The sequence below is a fragment of the Paraburkholderia sp. SECH2 genome, assembly GCF_030464795.1.
GTDB classification, from domain to species: domain Bacteria; phylum Pseudomonadota; class Gammaproteobacteria; order Burkholderiales; family Burkholderiaceae; genus Paraburkholderia; species Paraburkholderia aspalathi.
Map to the genome: position 1 here is coordinate 65,730 of NZ_JALPRH010000014.1, position 25,040 is coordinate 90,769.

General features: G+C 63.2%; 23 protein-coding genes and 1 riboswitch. Of the genes, 8 read left to right on the forward strand and 15 right to left on the reverse strand.

Annotation, left to right across the window (positions count from 1 at the left end):
- The first annotated feature begins 191 nt into the window (after positions 1-191).
- Complete coding sequence (locus M0D66_RS22375) at positions 192-2,681, forward strand: FUSC family protein (RefSeq protein ID WP_093632433.1); 2,490 nt, start codon at positions 192-194, stop codon at positions 2,679-2,681.
- A gap of 15 nt (positions 2,682-2,696) precedes the next feature.
- Here M0D66_RS22375 and M0D66_RS22380 read toward each other — a convergent pair whose 3' ends face one another.
- Together M0D66_RS22380 and M0D66_RS22385 are read right to left on the reverse strand one after the other, a co-directional pair.
- Positions 2,697-2,915 carry a hypothetical protein gene (locus M0D66_RS22380; protein WP_093632432.1) on the reverse strand — a complete coding sequence of 73 codons (219 nt, stop codon included), beginning with the start codon at positions 2,913-2,915 and terminating at the stop codon, positions 2,697-2,699.
- Positions 2,916-3,001: 86 nt separating this feature from the next.
- A complete protein-coding gene (locus M0D66_RS22385) occupies positions 3,002-3,484 on the reverse strand; it encodes an Lrp/AsnC family transcriptional regulator (protein ID WP_093632431.1) in 483 nt (160 codons plus the stop codon).
- Positions 3,485-3,757: 273 nt separating this feature from the next.
- Here M0D66_RS22385 and M0D66_RS22390 point away from each other — a divergent pair, with 273 nt between their 5' ends.
- Positions 3,758-4,267, forward strand: a complete 510-nt coding sequence (locus tag M0D66_RS22390) for a cysteine dioxygenase family protein (RefSeq protein ID WP_234486576.1) — start codon at positions 3,758-3,760, stop codon at positions 4,265-4,267.
- Positions 4,268-4,364: 97 nt separating this feature from the next.
- Here the strand turns inward: M0D66_RS22390 and M0D66_RS22395 are convergent, their stop codons facing one another.
- From M0D66_RS22395 to M0D66_RS22410, 4 genes are all read right to left on the reverse strand, one after another.
- The gene (locus tag M0D66_RS22395; RefSeq protein WP_266211614.1) at positions 4,365-6,965 is read right to left on the reverse strand and encodes a mechanosensitive ion channel family protein; all 2,601 of its coding nucleotides are present in this window, start codon (positions 6,963-6,965) and stop codon (positions 4,365-4,367) included.
- 200 nt (positions 6,966-7,165) lie between these two features.
- Entirely contained in the window at positions 7,166-7,813 is a 648-nt protein-coding gene (locus tag M0D66_RS22400) for an NAD(P)-dependent oxidoreductase (RefSeq protein WP_266211615.1), read from the reverse strand.
- Positions 7,814-7,982: 169 nt separating this feature from the next.
- Positions 7,983-8,438, reverse strand: coding sequence for an Rrf2 family transcriptional regulator (locus M0D66_RS22405; protein ID WP_093632754.1), 456 nt, complete (start codon positions 8,436-8,438; stop codon positions 7,983-7,985).
- A gap of 105 nt (positions 8,439-8,543) precedes the next feature.
- A complete protein-coding gene (locus tag M0D66_RS22410; RefSeq protein WP_167378273.1) occupies positions 8,544-9,017 on the reverse strand; it encodes a hypothetical protein in 474 nt (157 codons plus the stop codon).
- A 279-nt stretch (positions 9,018-9,296) separates the two neighbouring features.
- On the opposite strand from M0D66_RS22410, the gene M0D66_RS22415 reads away from it, so the two are divergent.
- Together M0D66_RS22415 and M0D66_RS22420 are read left to right on the forward strand one after the other, a co-directional pair.
- Positions 9,297-9,878: a DJ-1/PfpI family protein gene (locus M0D66_RS22415; protein ID WP_054034667.1), complete on the forward strand. Its 582-nt coding sequence runs from the start codon at positions 9,297-9,299 to the stop codon at positions 9,876-9,878.
- A 129-nt stretch (positions 9,879-10,007) separates the two neighbouring features.
- A complete protein-coding gene (locus M0D66_RS22420; protein WP_054034668.1) occupies positions 10,008-10,334 on the forward strand; it encodes a hypothetical protein in 327 nt (108 codons plus the stop codon).
- Here the strand turns inward: M0D66_RS22420 and M0D66_RS22425 are convergent.
- Entirely contained in the window at positions 10,321-12,075 is a 1,755-nt protein-coding gene (locus tag M0D66_RS22425) for an ATP-binding protein (RefSeq protein WP_093632752.1), read from the reverse strand. The two genes, M0D66_RS22420 and M0D66_RS22425, sit on opposite strands and share 14 nt — an antisense overlap.
- Positions 12,076-12,483: 408 nt before the next feature.
- Here M0D66_RS22425 and M0D66_RS22430 point away from each other — a divergent pair, with 408 nt between their 5' ends.
- Positions 12,484-13,686 (forward strand): ammonium transporter, encoded by a 1,203-nt coding sequence (locus M0D66_RS22430; RefSeq protein WP_093632427.1) that lies wholly within the window; start codon positions 12,484-12,486, stop codon positions 13,684-13,686.
- Positions 13,687-13,729: 43 nt separating this feature from the next.
- Here the strand turns inward: M0D66_RS22430 and M0D66_RS22435 are convergent, their stop codons facing one another.
- Entirely contained in the window at positions 13,730-14,077 is a 348-nt protein-coding gene (locus M0D66_RS22435; protein ID WP_266211616.1) for a DUF190 domain-containing protein, read from the reverse strand.
- A gap of 152 nt (positions 14,078-14,229) precedes the next feature.
- Positions 14,230-14,306, forward strand: a riboswitch (Fluoride riboswitch).
- Positions 14,307-14,386: 80 nt separating this feature from the next.
- Here M0D66_RS22435 and crcB point away from each other — a divergent pair.
- A complete protein-coding gene (crcB, locus tag M0D66_RS22440; RefSeq protein WP_093632425.1) occupies positions 14,387-14,767 on the forward strand; it encodes a fluoride efflux transporter CrcB in 381 nt (126 codons plus the stop codon).
- Positions 14,768-14,830: 63 nt separating this feature from the next.
- On the opposite strand, the gene M0D66_RS22445 is transcribed toward crcB, so the two are convergent.
- On the reverse strand, positions 14,831-15,250 hold the full coding sequence (locus tag M0D66_RS22445; RefSeq protein ID WP_054040078.1) for a DUF1801 domain-containing protein: 420 nt from the start codon (positions 15,248-15,250) through the stop codon (positions 14,831-14,833).
- Between the two features lie 262 nt (positions 15,251-15,512).
- Here M0D66_RS22445 and M0D66_RS22450 point away from each other — a divergent pair, with 262 nt between their 5' ends.
- Positions 15,513-16,661 carry an acyltransferase gene (locus M0D66_RS22450; protein ID WP_266211617.1) on the forward strand — a complete coding sequence of 383 codons (1,149 nt, stop codon included), beginning with the start codon at positions 15,513-15,515 and terminating at the stop codon, positions 16,659-16,661.
- 94 nt (positions 16,662-16,755) lie between these two features.
- Here M0D66_RS22450 and M0D66_RS22455 read toward each other — a convergent pair whose 3' ends face one another.
- The 6 genes from M0D66_RS22455 to M0D66_RS22480 all read right to left on the reverse strand — a co-directional run bounded on the left by M0D66_RS22455 (position 16,756) and on the right by M0D66_RS22480 (position 23,194).
- A complete protein-coding gene (locus M0D66_RS22455; RefSeq protein ID WP_266211618.1) occupies positions 16,756-17,346 on the reverse strand; it encodes a c-type cytochrome in 591 nt (196 codons plus the stop codon).
- Positions 17,339-18,607: a sulfite dehydrogenase gene (soxC, locus tag M0D66_RS22460; protein WP_093632421.1), complete on the reverse strand. Its 1,269-nt coding sequence runs from the start codon at positions 18,605-18,607 to the stop codon at positions 17,339-17,341. The genes M0D66_RS22455 and soxC overlap by 8 nt, the downstream gene beginning before the upstream one ends.
- A 116-nt stretch (positions 18,608-18,723) precedes the next feature.
- Complete coding sequence (locus M0D66_RS22465) at positions 18,724-19,761, reverse strand: ABC transporter substrate-binding protein (protein ID WP_266211619.1); 1,038 nt, start codon at positions 19,759-19,761, stop codon at positions 18,724-18,726.
- A gap of 41 nt (positions 19,762-19,802) precedes the next feature.
- Positions 19,803-20,633, reverse strand: a complete 831-nt coding sequence (locus M0D66_RS22470; RefSeq protein ID WP_266211620.1) for an ABC transporter ATP-binding protein — start codon at positions 20,631-20,633, stop codon at positions 19,803-19,805.
- Positions 20,627-21,685 carry an ABC transporter permease gene (locus tag M0D66_RS22475; RefSeq protein ID WP_266211621.1) on the reverse strand — a complete coding sequence of 353 codons (1,059 nt, stop codon included), beginning with the start codon at positions 21,683-21,685 and terminating at the stop codon, positions 20,627-20,629. Before M0D66_RS22475 ends, M0D66_RS22470 begins: the two co-directional genes overlap by 7 nt.
- Before the next feature lie 60 nt (positions 21,686-21,745).
- The gene (locus M0D66_RS22480) at positions 21,746-23,194 is read right to left on the reverse strand and encodes a SidA/IucD/PvdA family monooxygenase (RefSeq protein ID WP_266211622.1); all 1,449 of its coding nucleotides are present in this window, start codon (positions 23,192-23,194) and stop codon (positions 21,746-21,748) included.
- Positions 23,195-23,527: 333 nt separating this feature from the next.
- Here M0D66_RS22480 and M0D66_RS22485 point away from each other — a divergent pair, with 333 nt between their 5' ends.
- The gene (locus M0D66_RS22485) at positions 23,528-24,955 is read left to right on the forward strand and encodes an FAD-binding oxidoreductase (RefSeq protein ID WP_266211623.1); all 1,428 of its coding nucleotides are present in this window, start codon (positions 23,528-23,530) and stop codon (positions 24,953-24,955) included.
- Positions 24,956-25,040: the final 85 nt, after the last annotated feature.

The following is a 25,040-nucleotide window of genomic DNA, read 5'->3' on the forward strand; positions in this document are numbered from 1 at the left end:
CGCGAGCGGAACGCCCGGGCCGCGACAGACATTGAAGCGACAGCATAACAAACGCGCTCCCAGGGCAGAACCTGGCCGAATGGACGAGGTCAGATCAGGTTCAAAATCAGTTAGACTCGACGGCAGTTTGGGGGCGGCCCGGGTCGGCCTGTTCAACCGCGTTTTCTCAGTGAATGGAATCCAGGCAGTCGATGCGCTATTCGGTTGAAATAAAAAAATTCCTCTACAGCCAGTACTTCTATGGCGGCCTGCGCATCGCAGTCGGAGTGTCATTACCGGCCATATTGTGTTTGATCGTATTTCACGACCGCGAACTCGGCTTCACGATCGCGACCGGCGCACTCGGCGCCTGTGTGGTCGATATGCCGGGCCCGCTCAAGTACAAGCACAACGAGATGCTGGCGTGCACGGTGATCGGCTTCCTGTCCGCGCTCGCCACCGGCATCGCCACGGTCAACCCCGTGGCCCTGTGGTGCACGGTCGTGCCGCTCACGTTCGTGCTCTCGTTGATCGTCGTGTATGGCAACCGCTGGCCGCAGATCAGCTTCGCCACGCTGTTCATGATGATCATGACGCTGGAAGAGCATTTCACGCCGATGCAGGCGCTCGTCAATGCGTCGTGGATTCTGGTGGGCGGTCTCTGGTACACGTACTGGTCAACCTTCGTGAGCCGCTGGATGATGCACCGCATCGAACAGCAGGCGCTTGCCGAAAGCGTGTTCGCGTGCGCGGACTATCTGCTCGCGCGCGCCGCCTTCTACGATCTCAATAACGATCTCGACGAGTGCTATCGCAATCTGGTCGACAAGCAGATTACCGCCGTCGAACGTCAGGACGCCGCACGCGATATCGTGCTGCGCAATCTGCCCAAGCTGAAAGCCGGCCGGCTCGAACCGCGCCGGGCCATGCTGTTCAATCTGTTTATCAATACCGTCGATCTGCACGAGCTGTTTGTCGGCACGCACGTGGACTACTCGCTGGTGCGAACCACGTTTGGCGGCTCCGACCTGCTGGTGTTCTACCGCGATCTGATTCGCAAATCCGCGGCCGATCTCGAAGAAATCGGACTTGCGGTGCTGCAAAACCAGCCGGCGCGTACGCGCATCAATGTAAAGGCCGAATTGCGCGCCATCGAGTTCGAGATCGAACTGATGCGCAAGCAGGACCTGGCTGCCAAAAATCCTGAGGCTTATTCGGCGGTCTCGTCCACCTTCCGGCGCATCTGGAGCGCCACGCGCCTGATCGACAGGATGCACCAAAGCCTGTCGAGCGATCCAAGCGCGACCGAGACCGAACTGCGGCTCGACAAGGCGCTCTCCCGCTTCGTCTCGAGCCGCCGAGTGCCATTCGGGCAGATCTTCTCGAATCTGACGATGGCCTCGCCGAGCTTCCGCCATGCGCTGCGCGTGACGATCGCGGTGGCCGTGGGTTTCTGGCTCGGCCGCCTGCTGCCGCTCACCAACGCATACTGGATCGTGATGACCACCGTCATCATCCTGAAGCCAGGCTATTCGCTGACCAAGCAGCGTAACGGGCAGCGGATAGTCGGTACGCTGATCGGCTGCGCGGCGAGTATCGCGTTGATGATCTTCGTCAAGGAGCCGCACATCCTGCTGGTGGTGATGTTCGCCTCGATGGTGATGAGCTACAGCCTGCTACTGTTCAATTACACGGCGAGCGTGGTGTTCACGTCCTCGTATGTGCTGCTCATGTTCCATCTGCTCGCGCCGGGCAGCATGCGCATCATCGGCGAGCGCGCAATCGATACGGTGGTGGGCTGCGCGATCGCCATTGCGGCGAGCCATCTGTTCCCCTACTGGGAATACCGGTTGATGGGCAAGCTCGTCAACAACATGATCAATGCGACGCGGCAATACCTGGAAGCGAGCTGGTGGTGGAGCGGCAAGCCGGCCGCAGCGGTGGTCGCTACAGTGACAGAGGCCGGTGCGTTCGCGCCCGCCGCGGCGATGGCGGATCCGGCGATCGAACTCGGCGCACCGGCGCTCGCGGTGGCCAACGCAGGAGCGAACGCGGGCGGCAACGCGGCTCTCAAAGCCGGCGCAACTGCTGGTGCAGCAAGCACGGGGGCGACCACCAGTGCAAGCGGCGCCGGCACCACCACGATCAGCAACCCGACCGCCAAGCCGGCCGGCGGCGCATCCCCTGCCGCCGCAGCCGCTGCAACAGCGCTCGATCGCGATTACCGCTACCGGCTCGCGCGCAAGAACGTCCACGTGGCGTTTGCCAATCTGGGTCAGGCATTCCAGCGCATGATGCTCGAACCGAAGTCCGCGCAGAAGTTCGTGCCGGAATTGAATGATCTGCTGGTGCGCAGCCACGTGCTCGCCTCGCAGATCACGGTGGCGGCGCCGTTGCTGCGCACCTCCGCGCAGCGGGCTGACAACGTCTCACTGCAGCCCTTGCAACGCGCCCTGAGCACGGTCCGCGACAATCTGACCGAAGCCGAAGCCGGCAGCGCCCCGCCCGCCGATCAGGCCGAGCAGATCAAACAATTGTCGCGTGAGTTGGATGCGATGGTGGTCGAGACGGAGAAATCGCCGGACCACCCGGCGGACGCCGTGCATGACATGAAATTGCTCGCCCATCAATGCAAGCAGATGCTGACGGCCTCGGCGCAGATTCGCAAGGATGCGAGCGTCATTCGCCTGCCGGACGAGTGAAGCGCTCGGGTCGTCTTATTGCGCGGCGCCGCTTGCGGGCTTCGCTGCGGTAGCCGCAGCCGCAGCAGCCGCCGCATCCGATGAAATCGTCGGCGCCGGCTCGTTCTGGCGATCGAAATCGCGCTTTTCCGTGATGGCGTTATAGAAGAGCGTGGCGATCACCAGCAGTACCGCGACCACGATGAAAACAGCAATGCCAAAGGTCGGGTTCTTCTTGCGTGGCGGTTTGTTCATGAGGCGGGCTCGGTTCGCGAGGCAGTCGCGGATAGTGTCTGGGAAGGCGGCATTCTACGCCCACTGAGCTTGCACACGGCTTGCAGTCAGCGCCCCTCCACCACCGCCGCCGGCCGCACCGGCAGCGCCGTCGAATACTTGATCTGTTCCATCGCGAAACTCGAACTCACGTCGTATAGCGGCACGGCGGCGATCAACTGCTTGTAGACGCGATCGTAGTCGTCGATATCGGACACCACCACGCGCAGCAGGTAGTCGGTTTCGCCGCTCATCCGGTACACCTCCACCACCTCCGGGATCTCCCGCACCGCGCGCGTAAAGGTCTGCGCCCAGGCCTCGGTGTGCTCGTTGGTGCGCACCGCGACGAATACGGTGGTGCCCACGCCCAACTTGCGCGCATCGCACAGCGCCACCTGGGCGCGAATCACACCCGTCTCTTTCAGGCGCTGCAGCCGCTTCCAGCACGGTGTTTGCGACAGATTCACGCGCTGCGCCAGTTCGGCGATCGGCATGGTTGCGTCTTCCTGCAACAGCTCGAGCAGCTTGCGATCGATGATATCCATTCCCATCTTCAAACCCCCATAGGAAATTATTCTACTTTTAAGACTCCAGGGGGAATTATATGGAAACTCTTTCTCCGGGCAAACCGGTATAAATATGTCTATCCAAAAATAGCCAATAAGCAGCCATGCCGCTGCGCCGCGATCATGAGCCAAGATCTCCGTTCAACACCCGTCGCCCGTTCCTCTACCCATGCCGCACAGTTTGCCGGAGCGCATGAAACGCCCTCGCGCGCGCACCACACCGCGCCGCTCGCGAACCTGTGCGACGCACTCGACGCCATGTTCGAAGCCTGCGTGAAATTTCCCGAACCGTCGGATTCGACCTTCTTCGCGCGCAGCATGCGCATCGCGCTAGCCGAAGCCGCAGCGAATCCCGATTTGCTCACGTCGGCGCAACGCGAAGGCTCCGCTGAAAATTACCGGCGTCATCTGCTGGCCGCCGATCCGCACGGCCGCTATGCGATTGCCGCGCTGGTGTGGCAGCCGCGCCAGGCAAGCCCGGTGCACGCGCACCACACATGGTGCGGCTATGCCGTGATCGACGGCACGCTGAGCGAAACGGTCTTCGAATGGAATGGCGCGCAGCACTGCGCAAGCGCCACGCGTACCCAAGCGCGCAATACCGGAGCCGTGTCGTTTGTACGCGGTGGCAGGGGCGGCATTCATCGCCTAGGCAATTGCAGCGGCGCGCCTGCCGTCTCACTGCATATCTATGGTGTGGCGGGTGCGCAGATCGCCACGCACGTCAACGACATCGTGCGCGCCGCCGACGCACCGGCGCTCGTCTGAAACCGGTAGGTCCTGCCTAAAGACGCGAACCGCGGGCGCGAAAAGCGGACGCGGACCGCGCCAAGGTCCGCTAGCCTCGCCTCGCATCCAGCACAAATCAGCTTTTACCGCCCGCTTCTCCGGCCGTCGGAATCTGCGGCGGAATCGGCGCGGTCTGCCCGGTCGGCGGCGGCGCCGGACGCGGCTCGTGCGACACGTCGCGCGCCACCGCCATCGCAGCGTGCGCGGTCCGCGTGGCAGCCGCCGCCTCGGTATGCGCCTGCCCATGGCCATGCGGGCCAAGCTCAGGCAGTTCATCGTCCGGCAAAGGCTGTCCCTCGCTATCCTTCGACGACGTGTACACCCGCATCTGCGGCACCGGAATCTCGATGCCGGCTTCGTCCATCTTGCGTTTGAGCCGCAGATTGAAGGCGCGCGCCACGCTCCATTGCTGCAACGGCCGCGTCTTGATCTGCCCTTTCACGACCATCCAGTTCGGATCGAAGCGGTCGAGCCCCCACACCTCGATCGGGCCGAGCATTTCGCGCCGGTAGCGGAAGTCGGCCATCAGATCGGCGCCGACTTCGCGAATCAGCTGCGTGATCTCATCGACATCGGTCGAGAACGACATGCGCACTTCGAACACCGCATAGGCGAAATCGCGCGACAGGTTCTTGACAATCTTGATCTGCGAGAACGGAATGGCGTGAATCGCCCCTTGCCCGTCGCGCAGGCGGACGGTGCGGATCGACAGATGTTCGACGGTGCCCGCGTGGCCGCCGTCCACGTCGATCCAGTCACCGACCGAAATCGTATCTTCGATGATGATGAACAGGCCCGTGATCAGGTCGGTCACGAGCGACTGCGCGCCGAAGCCGATCGCGAGGCCGATCACTCCGGCGCCGGCCAGCAGCGGCGTGACATTGATGCCCAGGTTCGCCGCAGTCACGATGCCGGCAATCGTCATGATCGTCACCAGCAGCACGTTGCGCAGCAGCGGCAGCATCGTGCGCGCCCGCATGCTCGGATTGCGCGACTTGTTGCGCGGACCACCCGGATTGAGGGCCTCGGTAATCGCCGTGTCGACCAGAATCCACAGCAGCCATGAAATGAACACCGTCGCGATGATCGCGGTCACCGCGTGCGCAATCCCGCGCGCCGCAACGTTTTTCTCCACGACTTCCGCGAGCGACACGCCCCATAAACGCGCCGCCAGTTCGAAGAAGAACAGCCAGATGAACAGCGTCAGCAGCGTCCCGCAAAAGCGCAGCAAACGCGACAGATAAGGCGAGCGGCGCCGCGCGCGGTGGCTTCGCGGGCGCGTCACACGCAGCACGATAGCTGACAGGAAAAATGCGAACACCAGCAACAGTGCGGTGACCACCGAAATCTGCAGCACGTTTTCGCTGGAGCCCGAGCCGCCGAGCGTGGCCACCACCGACGCGGCGGCGAGCACCAGCACCGGCACGTGCCAGAGCGAGGCGAGCACATCGAAGGCGTCGGTCGCGGCCCGGTGATCGTGGCGCTGCTCGTAAGGCCGGTTGCGAATCAGATGCGCGACCGGCCGGCGGAATGCCAGCGCGAAATAGCCGGTAAGCACAGCGGCCGTCATGTTGGCGGCCGTCGAAATCAGCGCGGCGAGATTCGGTCCGAGCTGATGCTCGACGTCGTAATTGACCGCCGCATCGCCGAGGGCAGCGCATATGCCCACCACGAACAGCACGCGCCGCGCGTGTTCGATCAGCAGGTGCACCGCAACCCGCCGATGCCCTGAGCCGAACAGCGAAAACATGATCAGACAGATCGCCGAGAACACCGCACCCGCAACGATCGCATAGGCGACCACCAGGCCGAGCGTGCGGCCGAGCGCATCGGGCATCGCGCGCACAAACAGCAACGCGGCGAGAAAGGCGATGATCCACGGGCCGACGCGGCGCAGCGCGAAGATCAGCAGTTCGCGCGTGGTGGGATTCGGTTTGAGCCCCATGACGATACCGAAGCGCCGGTACAGCCGGTGCTGCACGTAGATTATCGCGCCGGCGCATGCGCCCCAGCCGGCCAGCATGGCAATCATCGAGAAGATGATGCGCCCGAAGCTCTCCTGCCCCTGGCCCGAAATGATCGTGTAGAGCTCGTTGCCGGCCGCGTTGAAGCGCCCGCCCCAATAGCGCACCGGCGTGCGGCCCTGATGCACATTGGATTCGAACGACGCGATGCCCGACGCGATCGCGCCGAGCAAGCCAGCACTCGTTTGGGCCGACGCAGACGCGGGCGCGGCTGGCGCAACGTTTTGCGACACGTCACGAAGCTTTTTGAGCTGGGCGACGAGCGCGGTGCGCTGCTTGTCGTTGTCGAGCGTGGCGATCACGCTATCGAGCGAGCGCGCCAGTTCCGCCTGGCTGGCGGGCGACGGCGCCGAAGCCGCTTCCGCGGCAGACGCGCCTGAGGCGGCAGACGCCGGCGTTGCCGTCGCGCTATTGATCAGGCTTTGCAAGGCCGGAATGACCGGCGTGGCAGCGCCGGCGGCCTGGGCCGTCGCGGGCATCCATCCGATGCCGAGGGTCAGTACGAGGCAGACCGCGGCCGTCCACGCCGCGACATGAGCGCGAATGCCGCGCCCGATCTGACCGGAAGGTAAATGAAAGACGGCGCGAGTCGCCAGTTGCCCGCCGTTAGACGGCGCGGCCCCGGACTCACGCCGCAATGGGCATGACTGCATGGCGTTCCGTAAGAAAACGGGAGACGCCAGTGTAGCCGCAGTTGCACCACCCGCGCCTGAACATGCGTAACCGATTGTTAGGACGCTTGCGCAAGTTCGAGGAACGGCGGGCTGCCTTCATCCCCTCGAACCGCCGCCAGGGCGCACGCAACGGGCGACGCGCGACACGAGCCGCGCGTGGTCCCGCCCTCCGTCAAGGCTCAATAAGCCACCGTCGCGATTTGACGGACGAAACGGCCCTGCTCCAGTTCGTCGACAAAGGCGATCGCATAGTCTTCCGCGGAAATGCGGCTATTGCCTTCGGCGTCGGCCAGAAGCGTGTTCGCGCCCGTGCGGAACGTGCCGGTGCGCTCGCCCGGTGCAATCAGCGCGGCCGGCGCGAAAAACGTCCAGTCGAGGTCGGTGATGCCGCGGTAGTAATTGAGTGCATCGCGGTGGGCCAGTGCGACGGCTTTGTAGGCGTCCGGAAAACCGTCCGCGTCGACCAGTTGCTTGCCCGGCGCCACTTCGAGCGAACCCGCGCCGCCCACCACCACGAGGCGCTTCAAGCCCGCTGCGCGCAGGCCTTCAACGAGCGCATGGGTCGCCTTGGACACCGCCGCGGGATCGTCATGCGGCGGCGCATACGCGCTCGCCACCACGTCGTGGCCACGCACCGCGGCGCCGACGCTCGCGGCGTCGAGCAGATCGGCCTGCGCGGCTTTGAGATTCGCCACACCCGCCGGCACACGTGCCGGATTGCGCGCCAGCGCCGTCACCTGATGCCCGCGACGAGCAGCTTCCGCGGCGATCCGCGAACCAATCGTGCCGGTGGCGCCGAACAACGCGATCTTCAACTGTTTGCTCATTTCAATGCTCCTGTGATTAGCTTATATGTAACTATGTTGATTACATATCAAGTGGAAAAAAGAGGGGCGTAAGCCCCCGTCCGTTCTCAGGTGCGCAGGCTCAAGCTACACCGCGCGCGCCCTTCGATACCGCCTCATTGCTACCTTCTTAACCACACTCGTCGCCGCATCACCCATTCGAACGCCGTTTGCGTTCAAGCGCCCGTTCAGCGCGCATCAGATCGGCAGTGGCATCGGCCAGCGTGCGTGCGCCGAGCGACGCTTCCATGGCCTGCTGCGCTTCGTCGATAATGCCGCGCAGCACGACCTGGATGTGCCGCCCCACCATGCACGCCGGGTTCGGCTCCTCGCGATGCATGGCGAACAATTGCGCGTCGTCTACCGCGCGATACACCTGCAGCAAGGTGATCTCGTCAGGCGCTTTGGCGAGCAGCGCGCCGCCGCCCGCGCCGAGTTGCGAGGTCGTGAGACCCGCATCGGCCAGCATGCTCAACAAACGCCGGATCAACGCAGGATTCGTATTCACGCTGCCCGCGATCATCTCCGACGAGAGCGGCACGCCCTCCTGCAACGACAGCAGCGCGAGCACGTGCACTGCAAATGCAAACCGGCTACTCGTATTCACAGCAAACCTGCCCGGCAACGACGATGTGTAACCATAGTAATTACATTTAATCCGGCTGTCAAACGGACGAACGAGCACGAGCGGCCGGATGCGCCGGCCGCGATCTCACTTGTCCATCTGCTTTTGCGCATCGCTGGAATCGCTCGATGTCGACGCCGAAGCCGAAACGCCCGCCGCCGACGCCGAACTTTGCGCCGACCATTCCTGCAGCTTGCGCCCCGCCGTCTCGAGGCTCTGCCCGGTTAGCGCCGCCGCCTTGCCGAGTTGCGCATTGGTCGCGCTGGCCGCGCCTTGCAGGTTGGCTTGCGCGCTCGACGCCAGCGAGGCCGGATCGATCGTGATCGACGGCGCGGACGCCGATGAGAGGTTCTGCTGCGCGGCGGCCTTGGTCGCATCGACCTGCTGGCCAACGTAGCTGGCCGCCTGATCGAGCTTCTGACCGGCGGCTTGCGCCGCATCGTTGAGCTTGCCGGCAACCTGTGCCGACGCGTCGTTCTTCTGACAAGCCGTGAGGCCGCCGAACACGAGGGCGACAACCGCGACGCGGCGCAACAACGGCGAACGAATGGATAAAGTCATATTTAAGTGTGAGCCGCGTCGAGCGGCTTCCGCATGCGAAAACGGGCTCATGATACGCCGTTGCGCGGCACGCTCTCCTCGGCGAGCACCTGGAAGCCCGCGGACCCGAAGCTGCCCGGCTGCGGCTCGAAACAATTGCACCAGCGCCGCCGTATCGCCAGCGTATAGTGCACGCCCTTCGAAATACTTCATTGCACACCTCGTCGCGGTTCTGTCAAACGTGTTGGAGTAGACTGCCTGAGCGTTCGATGTGTTCCGTTGATCAATAGGAGGCATGCGATGGCAGCAAAGAAGATTCTGTTCCTGACCGGCGACTTCGCCGAGGATTACGAAACGATGGTGCCGTTCCAGGCACTGCAGGCGGTCGGCCACGTCGTCGACGCGGTCTGCCCGAACAAGAAAGCGGGCGACAAGATCAAGACCGCGATTCATGATTTCGAAGGCGACCAGACCTACACCGAAAAACCCGGCCACCAATTCACGCTCAACGCAACGTTCGAGGACGCCGATCCGCGTCAATACGATGCGCTGGCAATTGCAGGCGGCCGCGCGCCGGAATACCTGCGGCTCAACCACAAGGTGATCGAACTCGTGCGGCAGTTCGCCGAAGCAGGCAAGCCGATCGCCGCGATCTGCCACGCCGCGCAACTGCTGGCTGCCGCCGACGTGATTCGCGGCAAGCGCATTTCCGCCTACCCGGCCTGCGCACCCGAAGTGAAACTGGCCGGCGGCGAGTACGCCGACATTCCGGTCGACGCGGCGATCACCGACGCCAATTTCGTCACCGCACCCGCATGGCCCGCTCACCCTGAGTGGCTGCGTCAGTTCCTCGTGCTGCTCGGCACGCGGATCGAACTCTGATCCTCAGGCGAGCGCCTTGCCCTCGCGGCACTGCGCGCTCGCCAGAACACACCCACATTTGAGACTCGTCCGATAGTTCGCAACGCAAGGGTTTCCTATAGTCGCCGGTTGACTTTGGAGCCCCTTTCGATGGAACTGACTGACTGGATCGTCATGCTCGCCGTGACGTTGATGGCGATTGCTTTTTTCTGCGCGCGTACACCGGCCAACTGGTCGCGAGAAAACCGTGCGCGGCGTCTGACTGGCACACGCATGCTGGTGCAAGCGGCGTGTTCGCTCTGGGCGGCGCTGTTGATCGTCGCGCACGGCCTGTTCGCCCTGGACGGCCTGCCCGGCCTGCACCCTGCGCCGCGCGAGGCGCTGACCGGCGTGGCGATCCTGCTCGTTTGCGGCTGCTACTGGTCGATTCGCGGCAGCAAACTCCTCAAGCCGCGCCGGCTCTTTACCGCGTACTGATACCCGATGCCGCATTGGCGGCATGTGCCGGCGCACCGCCGCGCGGGCCCTGGCCATCACGATCGCCGAGGCCCGCGCGTGCTTCGCGCACACCACGAATCGCCTGAACGCCGTCTGCCTGCGTGGCCTGCGTTTCGACCGCCGGTTGCGCCGTCCGCACCTCGGCTTCGGGCAGCGACAGATAAAACGTCGTGCCAATGCCCTCTTTCGACTCCGCCCACACGCGCCCGCCGTGCCGTTCCACCACGCGCCGCACGAGCGCGAGGCCGATGCCCTCACCCGCCGCCACATTGCCGTGCAGCCGCTGAAACGCGTTGAAAAGCCGCGGCAGCGCGACCGCCGGAATACCCAGACCGTTATCCCGCACGTAGAAAATCCGTAGCGAATGCACGCCCGGCGGCGCCGGCGTCGTGCCGATTTCAACCCGGCCTTCGCGCGTGGGGTCCAGATAATTGACCGCATTGCCGATCAGGTTCGCGAACACCTGTTCGAGCGCGGTCGGGTCGCCCCAGACAGCCGGCAAATCCTCGACGATAACGTTCGCCCGGCGCGCCCGGATCGACCCCTGCATCGCATCGACCACGCGCGGCACGATGTCGCGCACTTCGACCTTTTGCTGCCGGTATTCCACACGGCCGACCCGCGACAGCCGCAATAGCGCGTCGATGATATGAGATGCCCGCAGCACGGCCGTCTGCAGGAAATGCAGCGCCTCGCCGATATCCTCGTCCACCACCCGTTCGATGCGCTGCCGCGACTCTGTCGCGAGCGACGACTGGCGCAGCACCACGCGCAGTTCGTCACACGCGCGAATCAGTTCTTTCGAGAAGCCTTGCAGATTCACCAGCGGCGCACGCAGGTCGTGCGACACGCTGTAGATGAACATTTCGTTTTCCTGAGTCTGTTGCCGCAAGGTCTCGTTGATGCGCGCCAGTTCGCTCGTGCGCCGCGCCAGATCGGACTGGAAACGCGCCTGGATGCGCTCGGCTTCGAGCAGGCGCCTGCTGGTTTCATGCAAGGTCAGATCGAGCCGTGCGATTTCATCGCGCCCCGGGCTGATCGGCGCCAGCGGCTCGTTGCCCGCGAGGCGCCCGGCGTTATCGGACAGCACCGCAAGCCGGCCGCGCACGCCGCGCGTGAACAGCCACACGGCCAGCGCGACGAATAGCAAGGAGCCGAACACGGCCGCGACGACCAGCGTCTGTTGCCGTTCACGCGCGGCAGCGGCGGCATTCGAGCGCAAGGTGTCGAGGCGCCGCTCTTCGGCCTGGAAAGCCACCACCTGTTGACGGAAACGATCGAGCACGTCGGCCGAGGCCAGGTCGCGGAAGCGATCGAGCAGGTCACGCCGCCGCCCCGAATGCAGCATGTCCTGAACGCGGTCGGACCATTGCCGATACCCCTGCACCGCCTGGCGCACCTGCACCACGCGCTCGACTTGCGCCGGGTTGTCGGCAACCAGCTCGGCCAGTTGATCGATACGACGGTCGACGTCCACCCACAAGGCGACCGGCGTCGTAAAGTGCGTGTCGTTGGCGAGCACCGCGCCGCGCAGCGCCACGGACTCACCCAGCACCGGATCGAGAATCGCGGTGGTCTGGCGCAGCACGTCTTCGCTATGGATGGCCCACCGTTCGGCTTGCGTCGCGTCGGCCTGCGCCATAACCAGGCCGGACAGCAACGCCAGTTCGAAGACGGCCGGAATTGCGATCAGCAACAGGCCTTTAGTGGTCAGTCTCATGCGTGCGCATTGGAAGTCGATGGCCGGCAGATCGTGCGCGGGACGGCACATTATGTCGGCGTTTACGCAGGAAGACAAAGAGGATGCGCCACTAACCAGGCTTCTGCCGCCAAATACAAACCCGGGTGCAATGAATCCGCATAAAACGTCAGACTTTTGAATTAAACGTAAATCAAATCGAATGTCGTGCCCTGGTTTGGATCGCGACGACCGATACGAAGCCATAACGCACATATATGGTGCCTTTGTCGTTGTCCGAGGTGCAAAAGATAGTGCATCACCAGCCCGGGCATGTAAGTCATGAACCCCACTCCGGTGCGGTTTTGCACCTTATCGACGTTTTCGGCACAAATTTGGCCCACTTCTTGCATTCCATGCCCGCTTTTTTGTCATAAGCGGGACACATCGATGGAAAGTCTGAAAACCGGCACCGATACCCTCTTCCTTTTGCTGGGTGCCGCGATGGTGCTGGCCATGCATGCGGGGTTCGCGTTTCTCGAACTCGGCACCGTCCGCAAAAAGAATCAGGTCAATGCACTGGTCAAGATTCTGGTGGACTTCTCGGTCTCGACGATCGCGTATTTCTTCATCGGCTACACGATCGCCTATGGCGTGCAGTTCTTCGGCAGCGCCGAGTCGCTGGCCGCGCACAACGGCTATGCGCTGGTGCGCTTCTTCTTCCTGCTGACCTTCGCGGCGGCGATCCCGGCGATCGTATCGGGCGGTATCGCCGAGCGCTCGAAATTCAATCCGCAACTGTTCGCCACCTTCGTGCTGGTCGGCTTCGTCTATCCGTTCTTCGAAGGGATCGCGTGGAACGGCCGCTTCGGTATTCAGGGCTGGCTCACCCAGGTATTCGGCGTGCCGTTTCACGATTTCGCCGGTTCGGTAGTGGTGCATGCGTTTGGCGGCTGGGTCGCGTTGCCGGCCGTGCTGCTGCTCGGCGCGCGTCATGGCCGCTATCACCGCGATGGCGGCATCGCCGCGCATCCGCCGTCGAATATTCCGTTCCTCGCGCTGGGCGCATGGGTGCTCGCGGTCGGCTGGTTCGGCTTTAACGTGATGAGCGCGCAGACCGTCGACAAGATCAGCGGTCTCGTGGCAGTCAATTCGCTGATGGCGATGGTCGGCGGCACGCTGAGCGCGTGGCTCGCGGGCCGAAACGACCCCGGCTTCACGTACAACGGCCCGCTCGCCGGGCTGGTCGCGGTGTGCGCCGGCTCCGACGTGATGCATCCGCTCGGCGCGCTGGTGACGGGCGGCATTGCGGGCGTGCTGTTCGTGTACATGTTCACCTGCGTCCAAAACCGCTGGCGTATCGACGACGTGCTCGGCGTGTGGCCATTGCACGGTCTGTGCGGCGCGTGGGGCGGCCTCGCCGCCGGCATCTTCGGCTTGCATGCGCTCGGGGGACTGGGCGGCGTATCGTTCGGCGCGCAACTGATCGGCACGTTGGGCGGCATCGTGGTGGCGACGCTCGGCAGCACGCTCGTGTATGGGGCGATTCGCCTGACGGTGGGCTTGCGGCTCGACCAGGAAGACGAATACAACGGCGCGGACCTGTCGATCCACAAGATTTCGGCGACGCCGGAGCGCGAAAGCGTCGGCTGACTGCTTAACCGCTAGTTAGTCGCTCATTGACCGCAAACCAGGCTTAGCGGCGCGCCGGATGTTTCGCGTCCCCGTGTTCACCGATCAGGCCGAATTCGATCGGGCAACGCGTGTAGAACACCGGGAGGCAGCCCGCTCGCACCGCTTCGAGCAAGGCTTCCGCCTCCCCTTCGGTGACCGCGAAGATCACCAGCTGCGGCTGATCCGCCAGTTCGAAGAAGCGCACTGCATGCCGCGCGCCAGCGTGGCCGACGCCTTCGGCCGCCGCCACGACGGTCGCGCCATGAATGCCGATGAGCTTCGCGATCGACAGCAGACATTCCACGACCGATTGATGGCCGTGGCGCCGGTTCTTCTCCGTATAGAACGTGAGCTGGTAGCCCTTCGTCATGTCGGCCTCCCGCGCGGTTGCGGCGTTGCAGTGGACCACGGCAGACGCTCGCAGGCCCTCTATTGATTCTAGATCACGCCCCACGCGATGCAGACCGGACACGCGCGCCGCGACGGCGCTCACCTGTCCCCAATGCCCTGCCAATGCTAGACTGGCGCGCTGGAGATGGCATTCTCCCGATGGCGTTCTCCCTCAACCGCCCTCGATGGCTGATGATGCCTGCTTCGCCCGGACGACTGCGGACGCGGCATCACGCCTTCCGCTCAAGCCCGGTTTGTCGACCTTTCGGCTTCGCCAGAGTACTTCTTCATGTATTTGTCCATTCTCGCGGTCGGCATCGGCGGCGCGCTCGGCTCGCTGTTCCGCTGGTTTCTCGGTATCCGTCTGAACGGCCTGTTCACGGGCATGCCGCTCGGCACCTTCGCCGCTAATGTGATTGCCGGCTACGTTATCGGCGTCGCGGTTGCGTGGTTCGCAAGGGTGCCGCAGATCGCGCCGGAATGGCGGCTCTTTGTCATCACAGGCTTGATGGGCGGCCTGTCGACGTTCTCGACGTTCTCAGCGGAAGTCGTGCAGCGCTTGCAGGACGGCCGGCTCGGCTGGGCGGCAGGCGAAATCGTCATTCACGTAGCGGCTTCGCTCATCATGACGATTCTCGGCATCGCGACCGTTTCGTTGCTGTCGCGCTGAGAACCGTAGATATTCCAATCAGCCTGATCGGCCTAAGCGCTTCCCCAAGATAACGCTATTGCTTCACGCCTCTTTAGCTTTATGTGCTTTCGCTCGAGTACTCGCCGGCGCATTTTTCTTCAATTTGGTCTGGTTGTACTCAATAGCGGCGCGCACGAGTTTCTTTAAAGCGGGCCCATTGACCTTATCGCCCTCGAGAAAATCGATCGCGCGTCTCGCGTTACCGTCGAGGCCCGCGTTGAAAAGCTTGTCGGGATCGGCGAGATTCGCCCCGTGGGCAAAGGTCAGCTTCACCTTCCCTTTATGAGCATTGGCGACCGCGATCATTCCGTCGCGGGACCACACCGGGCTTCCCATCCACTTCCATTCCTCGATGATCTCCGGGTCGGCTTCAAGGATGGTTTTGCGGATGCTGGCGAATGTTTTGCCACGCCAGTCCGTGATGCCTGCGATCAGCTGGTCAATGTTTTCCGATGGAGTCATTGGATCCTTGTGCCTCGAATTATTGTTCGGTTTCGACAGAGCCTAGCTTTGAATTGTGCCCGCATCAATCCATTCGGGCTAAAACCTATGCCAATGCCGCAAGGTATTGCTGTAAACCCGCACCTGACGCTGACAAAAACAACCGCCCAACATTGCATTTTACTGAGGCCTGGTGGGACATTTATTTCCCCATTTTTTTCGATTTTTGTTGATCACGACAGACGTAAGATCGCCGCAGCCTGAATAGAAGAAGGGGCAATAAATGGCGATCACCTTGAATCTCTCAGCGTCTGCGAATCTGAACAAGTCGCTAAAGATTGATGCGATTCGATTCCTCGCGGCTGTCTGGGTGCTGATGTATCACTTCAAGCCACCCGCGTTTAAAGAACTTCTGCCTCATCAACTCGCCTTCCTCGGCGGCGCACTATGGTCCGGCTCGACAGCGCTGTTCGCGGGCCCTGCCGCCGTCATCGTCTTCTTTGTCATTTCCGGCTATTGCATCCATAACGCATATCAAACGGATGTGACGCTTAAGCCAATCAACTATTACGCGTCCAGATTCATCCGCATTGGATTACCGCTAGTCATCCTGCTGTGCCTCGTTCAACCGTTGCCGACGGGGCAGAACTATCTGGAGTCCGTGCTGTGGTCGCTCTATTGCGAGATGGTGTATTACGCCGCTTATCCGCTCCTGCGCGCCCGCTTTCGCTACATCGGCGAAATGATCGTTGGCTGCGCGGTTGCGGCGGGCGTGATGGTGGCTGTGGTTCGCCTGATCGGGCATCCCGTTTGCCACGGCTGCGTCATTGAGACGTATGGCGTTCCGGGTACGGCTTTACTGTATGCGGCTGGATGGATCTTCGGCTGCCTGATCGCGGAGACTCAGCGCAACGCGGAGCAGTTCCACGTTCGTGGCGCGTATTCGCCGCTTACCCTGATGATCAAGCGCGGCCTTGATCGCAGCACCCGCTTTCTCGCGAATCACCTGGTTGCGCTGAGAGTGGTGATTGTCGCTGCCGGGGCCGCCGTTATGATTCTGCTGTCCGAATCGAATCTCAAACCGGCCGTTGTGCCGTTGATTACGCCCGATATCACGCTTCCGCTATTTCAGTTCCTCGCGGCAATCTGGATCGCGGCGGAGACAGCCACGCCTTCCAGAGGCGGCGTCTGGTCCAGACTGGCTACTTTTGGCGCGTGGTCCTATAGCCTCTATCTTTGCCACAAGATGGCGCTCGCCCTGCTGGAAATGACCCGATTCGACGAGACGTCCCGATTCGCCTGGTTCGTGCAGGTGGCGTTGGCGTTCGCCATCAGCTACGCGTTTTACCGGATGATCGAAAAACCTTCGCATCTGATTTCCCAGCGGCTGCGGAAATACACACCGAATGCGCCTGCTGCGCCGGCTGCATGAAGCCGACTGCATGAGCGGTTACATGAGCGAGCCGGCAATAACGGTTAGCGGCGCTTCGGGCCCGCTCCCGGACCGTCCGATCAGCGCAAGCGCCTCATAGCTGCCCTGGACGCGGATCAGCCACAAAACCGCCGCGATTAGGCATCGCCACACGCGGCAGCGAGGCCGCGTCGAGCCGCGTATTCGCCGGCACGATGCCGTTCTGGTTGAGCAGAAATGCGCTGAGCGCGTACACCTCGTCGGCGGAAAGCGATTCAGGCGCGTTGTAGGGCATCGCGCGGCGAATATAGTCGAAGAGCGTCGTCGCATAGGGCCAGTAGCTGCCCACGGTGCGCTTCGGCTTCGCGCTGGTCAGTGTGCCCTGCCCACCCACCAGTTGATCGCCGAGACCGCCCTGCCCCTGCGCGCCGTGGCACGCCGCGCATTTTGCGGCGAATATGTACGCGCCGGTGGCGACGTCGCCGCTGCCCGCAGGCAGGCCGCGGCCATCCGGCGCCACGTCGATGTTCCAGGCAGCGAGGTCCTGCTCGGTGAGCGGCGTGCCGATATCATGGATCGACCTGGCGCTCTGGTCACCCGGCGCAATCGATGAGCACGATGTCAGTGCCGTGAGCGAAAGCAGCACGGCCAGCGCGGTCCGTGCCGTTCGCGCCCGCACGCCGGTCAGACGGCGGTCATCACGCATTACGCACCTCGCCGTTAGCATCCACTCGCCATTGCTGGATCGCGTTGTAGTGGTACTGCGAATTCAGGCCACGCGCGGCGACGAGTTCGGCTCGTGTCGGTTGCACATAGCCGGTCGAATCGGTGGCGCGCGAAAGAATCGCAGTCGCACCGCCATCCCAGCGCCAGTCCGCCTGAAAACGCGTGAGCGCACGATCCAGGATCGCACCGTCCAGACGCGCGGGACGCCACGTCGCGCCGCCGTCGGTCGACACCTCCACCTTGCGGATCGTCCCGCGTCCGGACCAGGCGAGACCCGTGATCGGGTAATAACCGTGCGTGGTGAGACGATGTCCTGGCGAGGGTCGCGTGATAACCGACTTCGCATCCATCTCGAACGCAAACTGACGCGCGGTGCCGTTCGCAAGCAGGCTCGTGTACTTCGAAGTTTCCTCGCGCGTTTGCAACGGCGCATCGACCACCTTTAGCCTACGTAGCCATTTGACGTTCGTATTGCCCTCGAAGCCGGGAACGATCAGACGCAACGGATAGCCGTTCTCGGGACGCAAGCGTTCGCCGTTCTGCGCATAGACCACGAGCGCGCGGTCGAGTATCCGATCGAATGGCAAGCTGCGTGTCATCGCAGCGGCATCCGCGCCTTCGGCCAGCAACCAGCCGCCGCCGCTTGTCTTGCCGGACGCCGTCACACCACCCACCTCCTCCAGCAAAGTCGACAAACGCACACCGGTCCATTCGCAGCACGACAGCAAACCATGCGTGAGTTGCACCGGCATGCCGCTCGGGCCATTCCATTCGTTGCCGGTATTGCCGGAGCATTCGAGAAAATGAATCCGCGATTCGGACGGCAGGCGCAGCAGGTCGTCCATCGTGAACAGTTTGGGCGTGCGCACGAGGCCATGAATGGCTAGCCGATGCTGATCGGGATCGATGTCGGGCACGCCGCCGTGATGACGTTCGTAGACCAGACCGTTGGGTGTGAGCGTACCGTGCAGATCGGCAAGCGGCGTCATCGACGAAGCCGCGCCGGGCAGCGGCCACGCGCGCGCACTCCGCCGCACGACATTTGCTTCATGCGGCGACGGCACGCCGTATGGATGCTCGAGTACAGGCCCGCCGGGCACCCGAGTCGAAGACGCGACCTCGAGCGGCCGCAGCAGTTCGCTAGCTGCCGCGGCGTGTGAAACGACGAGACCGCCGGCCGCCAGACGACCCAGCAGTCGACGGCGGCCGCGCGACGGCGGAGAATTGTGCGGGTTCATCATGGCGTCGGCGCATCATAGGCAAGCCGATTAGCGTAACGATGCCTTCCGCCACGGCCAAACGATAAATTCGACTATCGATCGACACAAACCGCATATCGGACGGATACGGCGCGCCGTCAAGCCAGCACGTTCGAGAACACCCGATCCGCGAGACGATTGGAATCGGTGCCGCTATTGAGCACGCCCACCGCCTTCAGGTCGTCGGCATAAAGCGAGATCTCCTTCTTGAACGCATCCCCAACCGGATGGTGGCGATCGGTGTGGCTCTTGAGCATCGCCGCCAGTTGGCCCACATCGGCGGACGGCGTATAGACCGAGAAAATCGCGGCGGCGTTCGCAGGATGATTCGCAGTCCATTCGGTCGCTTCGAGCAGCGCCTGCGTCAACGCCTGCGCGGTGGCGCGATCCTTTCGCACCAGCGTACCGCGCACGCCGAGCACACAGCACGAACGCGTCTGATATTCACCGCACAGATTGTTCGACACCTCATACAAGTGGTCGGATTCGCGGATCGACCAGATCGTCGGGTCGCCATCCGCGATCGCCTGCACTTCGCCCTTCTTCAGCGCTTCGCCCAGCAGGTTCGCCGGATACTGGCGCCAGTTCACATCGCGCTCCGGATCGACGCCGATCTTCTTCAACACGATGGCGAAGAAATTCTTGGTCGGACTCGCCATATCGCTCACGCCGATCGTGCGGCCTTTCAACCCAGCCACATCGACGATGCCCGACGCGCGCGTGGCCAGCAAACGCATGCACCCACCGTGAATCCCGGCAGTGAGTTTCACATCGAAGCCCTGCTCCAGCGGCTTGATCCAACGCAGCGCCATGCCGACACCCGCGTCGGACTTGCCCGTTGCGATTGCCTCGAGCAACTGATCGGTGGAACCTGAAAAATTCACGAGCTCCACCTGCAAGCCGTGCCGCTCGAAAAACCCCTGCTTCACCGCGACGGCGACGGGCGCGGTGCAGATCGCGCCCGCGTTCCAGGAAAGCTTGAGGGGTTTGAGCGGAGCCTGCGGCGTTTGAGCGAACGCGAGCGACCCCGGCATCAGCGACGCACCACCGAGCGCCGCCGCGCCCGCGGTCCAGGCCGTCTTGCGCAACCACGCGCGGCGGGCCGGACTCAGCGGCGATTCATCGTAGGGATTCATGGTTGACTGTTCCTCTGGTCGTTATCGATTGTTTTATTCGTTCAAGTGTCGAGCCCGAGCTGGGCGAGCACCTCGCGGCGCAGCGCCACCAGCTTCGGATCGTCGCGACGGCGCGGATACGGCGCGTCGTTACGCACTTCGGCGACCACGCGCGCCGGCCGCTCGCTGAAAACGATCACGCGGTCGGCGAGCAACAGCGCCTCTTCCACGTCATGCGTCACCAGTAGCACGGAAAAGCGCGCGTCCAACCAAAGCCGCGCCAGTTCACCCTGCATGCGGATACGTGTGAGGGAGTCGAGCTTGCCGAACGGCTCGTCCAGCACCAGCAGCGCCGGATCGTTGACGAGCGCGCGGGCCAGTGCCACGCGCTGCGCCATGCCACCCGACAATTGATGCGGAAACGCTTCGGCGAATTCGCTGAGGCCGACCAACTCTAATGCGGCGTCGATCCGTTGCTCCGCCTGGTCCTCTTGCGGACCGTTGCGTCGCGCGAAGCGTTTGCGCTGCGCCTGCGGACCGACCCCGACATTGCCACGCACCGTACGCCATGGGTACAAGGTTGGATCCTGAAATACCACCACACGCGACGGATCAGGACCGGCTATTGCCGCACCATCGGCCTGCACGCTGCCCTGCGTCGGCGTATCGAGTCCAGCGACCAGCCGCAGCAAGGTGGACTTGCCGCAACCACTCGGACCGAGCAACGCGACGAACTCGCCCGGCTCGACCGTGAAGCTGACATCCTGAAGCACCGGCAACACGGCGCCACGCAGCGCGAATTGATGACTGACGTGACGCACGTCGATACGTGCGCCGTCACGGATCGACCGGGCAGCGGCCGACTGATTCAACACTTCGGGTACGGCTACCATTTGAGCAATCCCTTTTGCCAGGCCAGCAGGCGATCACGCACACGAAACAGCAAGGTGATCAGACCGGAGCACATCAGCGCCATCACAAGCAGCGCGGCATACATGTTCGAATACGCCGCCCAGCCCTGGGCCCATTGCAGATACCAGCCAAGCCCCGCTTTCACGCCCATCATCTCCGCGACGATCAGCACCGAAAACGATGCGCCAAGACCCATGAACAGGCCGACGAACACCGACGGCAGCGCCGCCGGAATCGCCACGCGCAGGATCAGAAAAGCGGGCCGCGCGCCGAGCGTGCGCGCGATGTCGTAATAGGCCGAATTGACGCCGGCTACACCAGACCATGTCAGCACCGCAACCGGGAACGCGGTCGCAAGCGCAATCAGGAACACGCTTGCGCTAAAGCTCGACGGAAAGAAGAAGAACGCCAACGGCAACCACGCGGTAGCCGGTAGCGGCCCGATCAGGCGCAGGACCGGATGGACCCAGTAGCTCACGGCCTGCGACCAGCCGATGCTCACGCCCGTCACGAAGCCAGCCACGGCGCCTAACACGTAGCCATAGGCGAGTAGTCCAAATGAATGCACGACGCTCGAGCCAAGCCGCGGGTAGTCTTCGGCGTAGACACCGATCAGCGCTTGCGGCGGCGCGAAGAAGGGCCGCGGCAGCCATTCGAGTTGCGCCGTGATCGCTTCCCATGCGCTCACGCCGAGCGCCAGCGCGAGCAACCATGGCATTGCCCCAAGCCATGCGCCCGTGCGAGTGGGGGTCGTGGCCTGAGTGGACGGATTGCGCCATCCCGCGACCGCCGTTGCAACAGCAAATGCCGCGAGCACCAGCTTCAATGCGATGAATTCTTTCGTGTACGGCCAGTCGTCGGCACTCGGCCACCACTCGGTCAGCGCGGCGCTGCCGAACCACGCGATGGCAGCGAGGCCAGCAATCAGAACACCGCGTGAAAACCCACGCCGTGTTAAGGCGCGGTTGGCGTCAACGACATCCGTGCCAATGGCCGGCGTTCCTGTTGTAATCGATTCGAACTGCGTGGACATAGCGGCTCCTGCCTCTCGCCTTATTGAACTATCGTGACCGCGCGCTTGTTGAGGTCCACTTCACGCGACGTCGACCCTGTCACGCTGCCAGACGCTCTGTGCGTAAATTGAATCGTCAAAATCGGCGGCGATATCGCCGTGAATCCGTGCTTCATGCGCGTCCAGATCGGCGAGAAACAGATCGCGGCTGATTCGCTGCACCACGGCGGGAATATCGCGCTTCATGCTTGGCACGTCGCCGACCGGCAAGCCAAAACTGACGAAGGCCGCCGGGTTGTAGACGTGGATGTGCTTCAGATAAGGCGCTTCGCCCTCGACCTTCTCGAGGTATTCGAGCGCGGCGCCGAGATACGGATGCGCGCCCAGCGCGTCGTCGCTATCGGCTGCAGCGGGCACGTATTGATCGCGCCACAGGCGGATATGCCCGGCGATGTGCGCCAACTCCGGCCGCAACGCCGGATCGATCACATAGCCCGTGCCGGCAATGACGAAATCGAATGCGAACGGCTCACCCGACACGTCGGTCTCCACGCGCTCATCTCTGACGCTTGCGTGTGTCCACGGCGCGCCGAGATGCAGATGGAAGTTCGAAAAACGTGTGACGCGCTCCAGGGCGTCGACTGGCGGCGTCGAACCGGCAACGCGGAAGCGCCGCGCCTGCGACCAGCGAATCGCATCAGGCAGATGGAAATAGTTGTCGTACGCGCCGGGATAAGCGCGTGTGCGTGTCACCGGCACCGAGGCAATCCGCTCACGACGCACGAACAGATGCACCTGCCCTGCACCGGCTTCGAGCGCCGTGCCTGCCGCATCGAATGCGGATGCCGCGCCGCCGATCACCGCCACGGATTTGCCGCGCAGCGCAGCAAAATCGATCGCCTCGGAGGTGTGGGCACGTAGTGTCGACAGAATATTTTTCAGCACTGCAGGAATGTTCGGCCCACCGTTACCCGCAACGCCATTGCCGAGCACGATCTTGCGTGCCGTCTCCACGATGTTGCGCACTGTGGCGCCATCGCGTACTTCCAGATGCAAACGGAAATGCTCACCTACCGGTTCGATTCGCGTAAGCCGCGTGCCGTAGCGAATCGGAATCTCGAGGAAATGCCGGTACCACGCGAGATATTCTGCCCAACGCGTGCGAGGAATCCGGTCGATCTCCGCATACGAATCGGCGCCGAAGCGCGCTTCATACCATGCCTGGAAGCTCAGCCCCGGCAGACCCGCCTCAGGGCCCACCAATGATTTAGGGGTGCGCAGCTTATTCATGCGGGCGCGATTCAACCAGACGCCCGCTTGACCCTCATCTGCTGCGGCATCGATCACGCTAACCTGACCGATGCCGGCGCGCCGCAGGGCGAAAGCGAACGCCGCGCCGGTCTGTCCACCGCCGACAACCACCACGTTATGGTCGATGCCCTCGCGCGGCGGGACCCAGTTATCAGGTGCTGGACCGATCAGCCGCAGTGTGTCGAGCGCAGGCTGATCGGGGTGATGGGATTGCGTCATGGTGTCGGGTTCGGTCTGGGAGTTGAACAGCAGACGGATGCGTCGAAATCGAATGGCGCGGCCATCGGACGATCAAGTATCGCGGCGCCGCAGGCTTACCCAAACCAACAAATTTCGCTTTGCTTATTTGTTTCGTGGCCGTCAGCGCCCTCTTTCGTAGCCGTCAGCACCCTCCCGACTCACGCCAGGAAAAACGAGCACTTTAATCGCATTGCGATTAATTGCATTTCAATGCGATTTTTTTACTCATATGCTTTTTCTCAGGCAACGCAGGTCCCGTCCCACCTGGGTCGCAGCCGACCGCATCGAAGCCGCCCGATCAAGGAACCAGAAATGAACCCTGTCGCGCCCTTGTTAGCCAGCCTGCAAACCGAACTCGGAGCGGACGCGGTCCTGAGCGCCGAAGCCGACCTCGATGGTTTCACCGAGGATTGGCGCGGCCGCTTCAAGGCGCCGGCGCTCTGTGTTGCGCTGCCATCGACGGCAGCGCAGGTATCCGCGGTGGTTCGCCTGTGCGCTGCGCACGGCGTGCCGGTCCTGCCGCAAGGCGGCAACACCAGCCTGTGCGGCGGCGCCGTGCCCGCGAGCGAAGGCGTTCGGCCAGTCATCGTCAATCTCTCGCGAATGCGGCGGATTCGCTCGATCGACGCGGCCAACGGTTCAATGGAAGTCGAAGCCGGCTGCGTGCTGAAGACCGTGCAGGACGCAGCCGCGGCCGAACAACGGCTCTTTCCGGTAAGTCTCGGCGCCGAAGGCTCATGCCAGATCGGCGGCAATCTGTCGACGAATGCGGGCGGCACCGGCGTTCTGCGCTACGGCAACGCGCGCGACAACGTGCTCGGCCTCGAAGTGGTGCTCGCCGACGGCACGATCTGGAACGGCCTGCGTGCGCTACGCAAAGACAACACCGGTCTCGATCTGAAGCATCTGTTCATCGGCACGGAAGGCACGCTCGGCATCATCACGGCGGCCACGTTGAAGCTGCATCCGTTGCCGACGCATCACGCGCTCGCGTGGTTCGCGCCCGTCGACCCGGCGGCCGCGCTGCGTATTCTCGGCATGTTCCAGGCCGCCTGCGGGTCGCGGCTCAACGCCTTCGAGATGATCAACCGCCGCCAGCTCGAACTCGTGATCGAACATGTACCCGAGCGCCGCAATCCGCTTGGCGAACTGCATGACTGGCACGTGCTGGTCGAGCTCGCGGACACACGCGGTGGCGAGGAGATGGCGGAACTGCTGCAACACACGCTCGAACAGGCAGCCGACGCCGGCCTCATCGTCGATGCGGTATTCGCCAGCAACGACACGCAGCGCGCCGCCCTCTGGGAAATTCGCCACAGCGTGTCCGAAGCGAACAAGAAAGCCGGCGTGGGCTTGACGACCGATTGCGCGGTGCCGGTATCGGCGGTGCCTGCGTTCATCGAGCGGTCCACACGCGCGGTCCACGCAATCATCCCCGGCCTCGACATTCTGATCGTTGCGCATCTCGGCGACGGCAACGCGCACTTCATCCCGTTCTTCACCTTCGACGCATGGCGCGAATTCCCTGACCCCGTCGCGATGGCCACCGCGATGCGCCATTGCGTCAACGAAGTCGCGCACGAATTGCACGGCACGTTCAGCGCCGAACACGGCGTCGGCCAGACCGGGCTCAGCGAAATGGCCCACTACAAATCCGCTATCGAACTCACGTTGATGCGCGCGGTGAAGCAGGCGCTCGATCCGCACCAGTTATTCAACCCCGGCCGCCTGCTGCCCTGAGGCGCCGGTCCGTGCCCCATCGCGCCGCTCACGCGGCTTGAATTTTCGCCATACCGGTCTTTCGCTTTCCACGCTTGCCACTTCC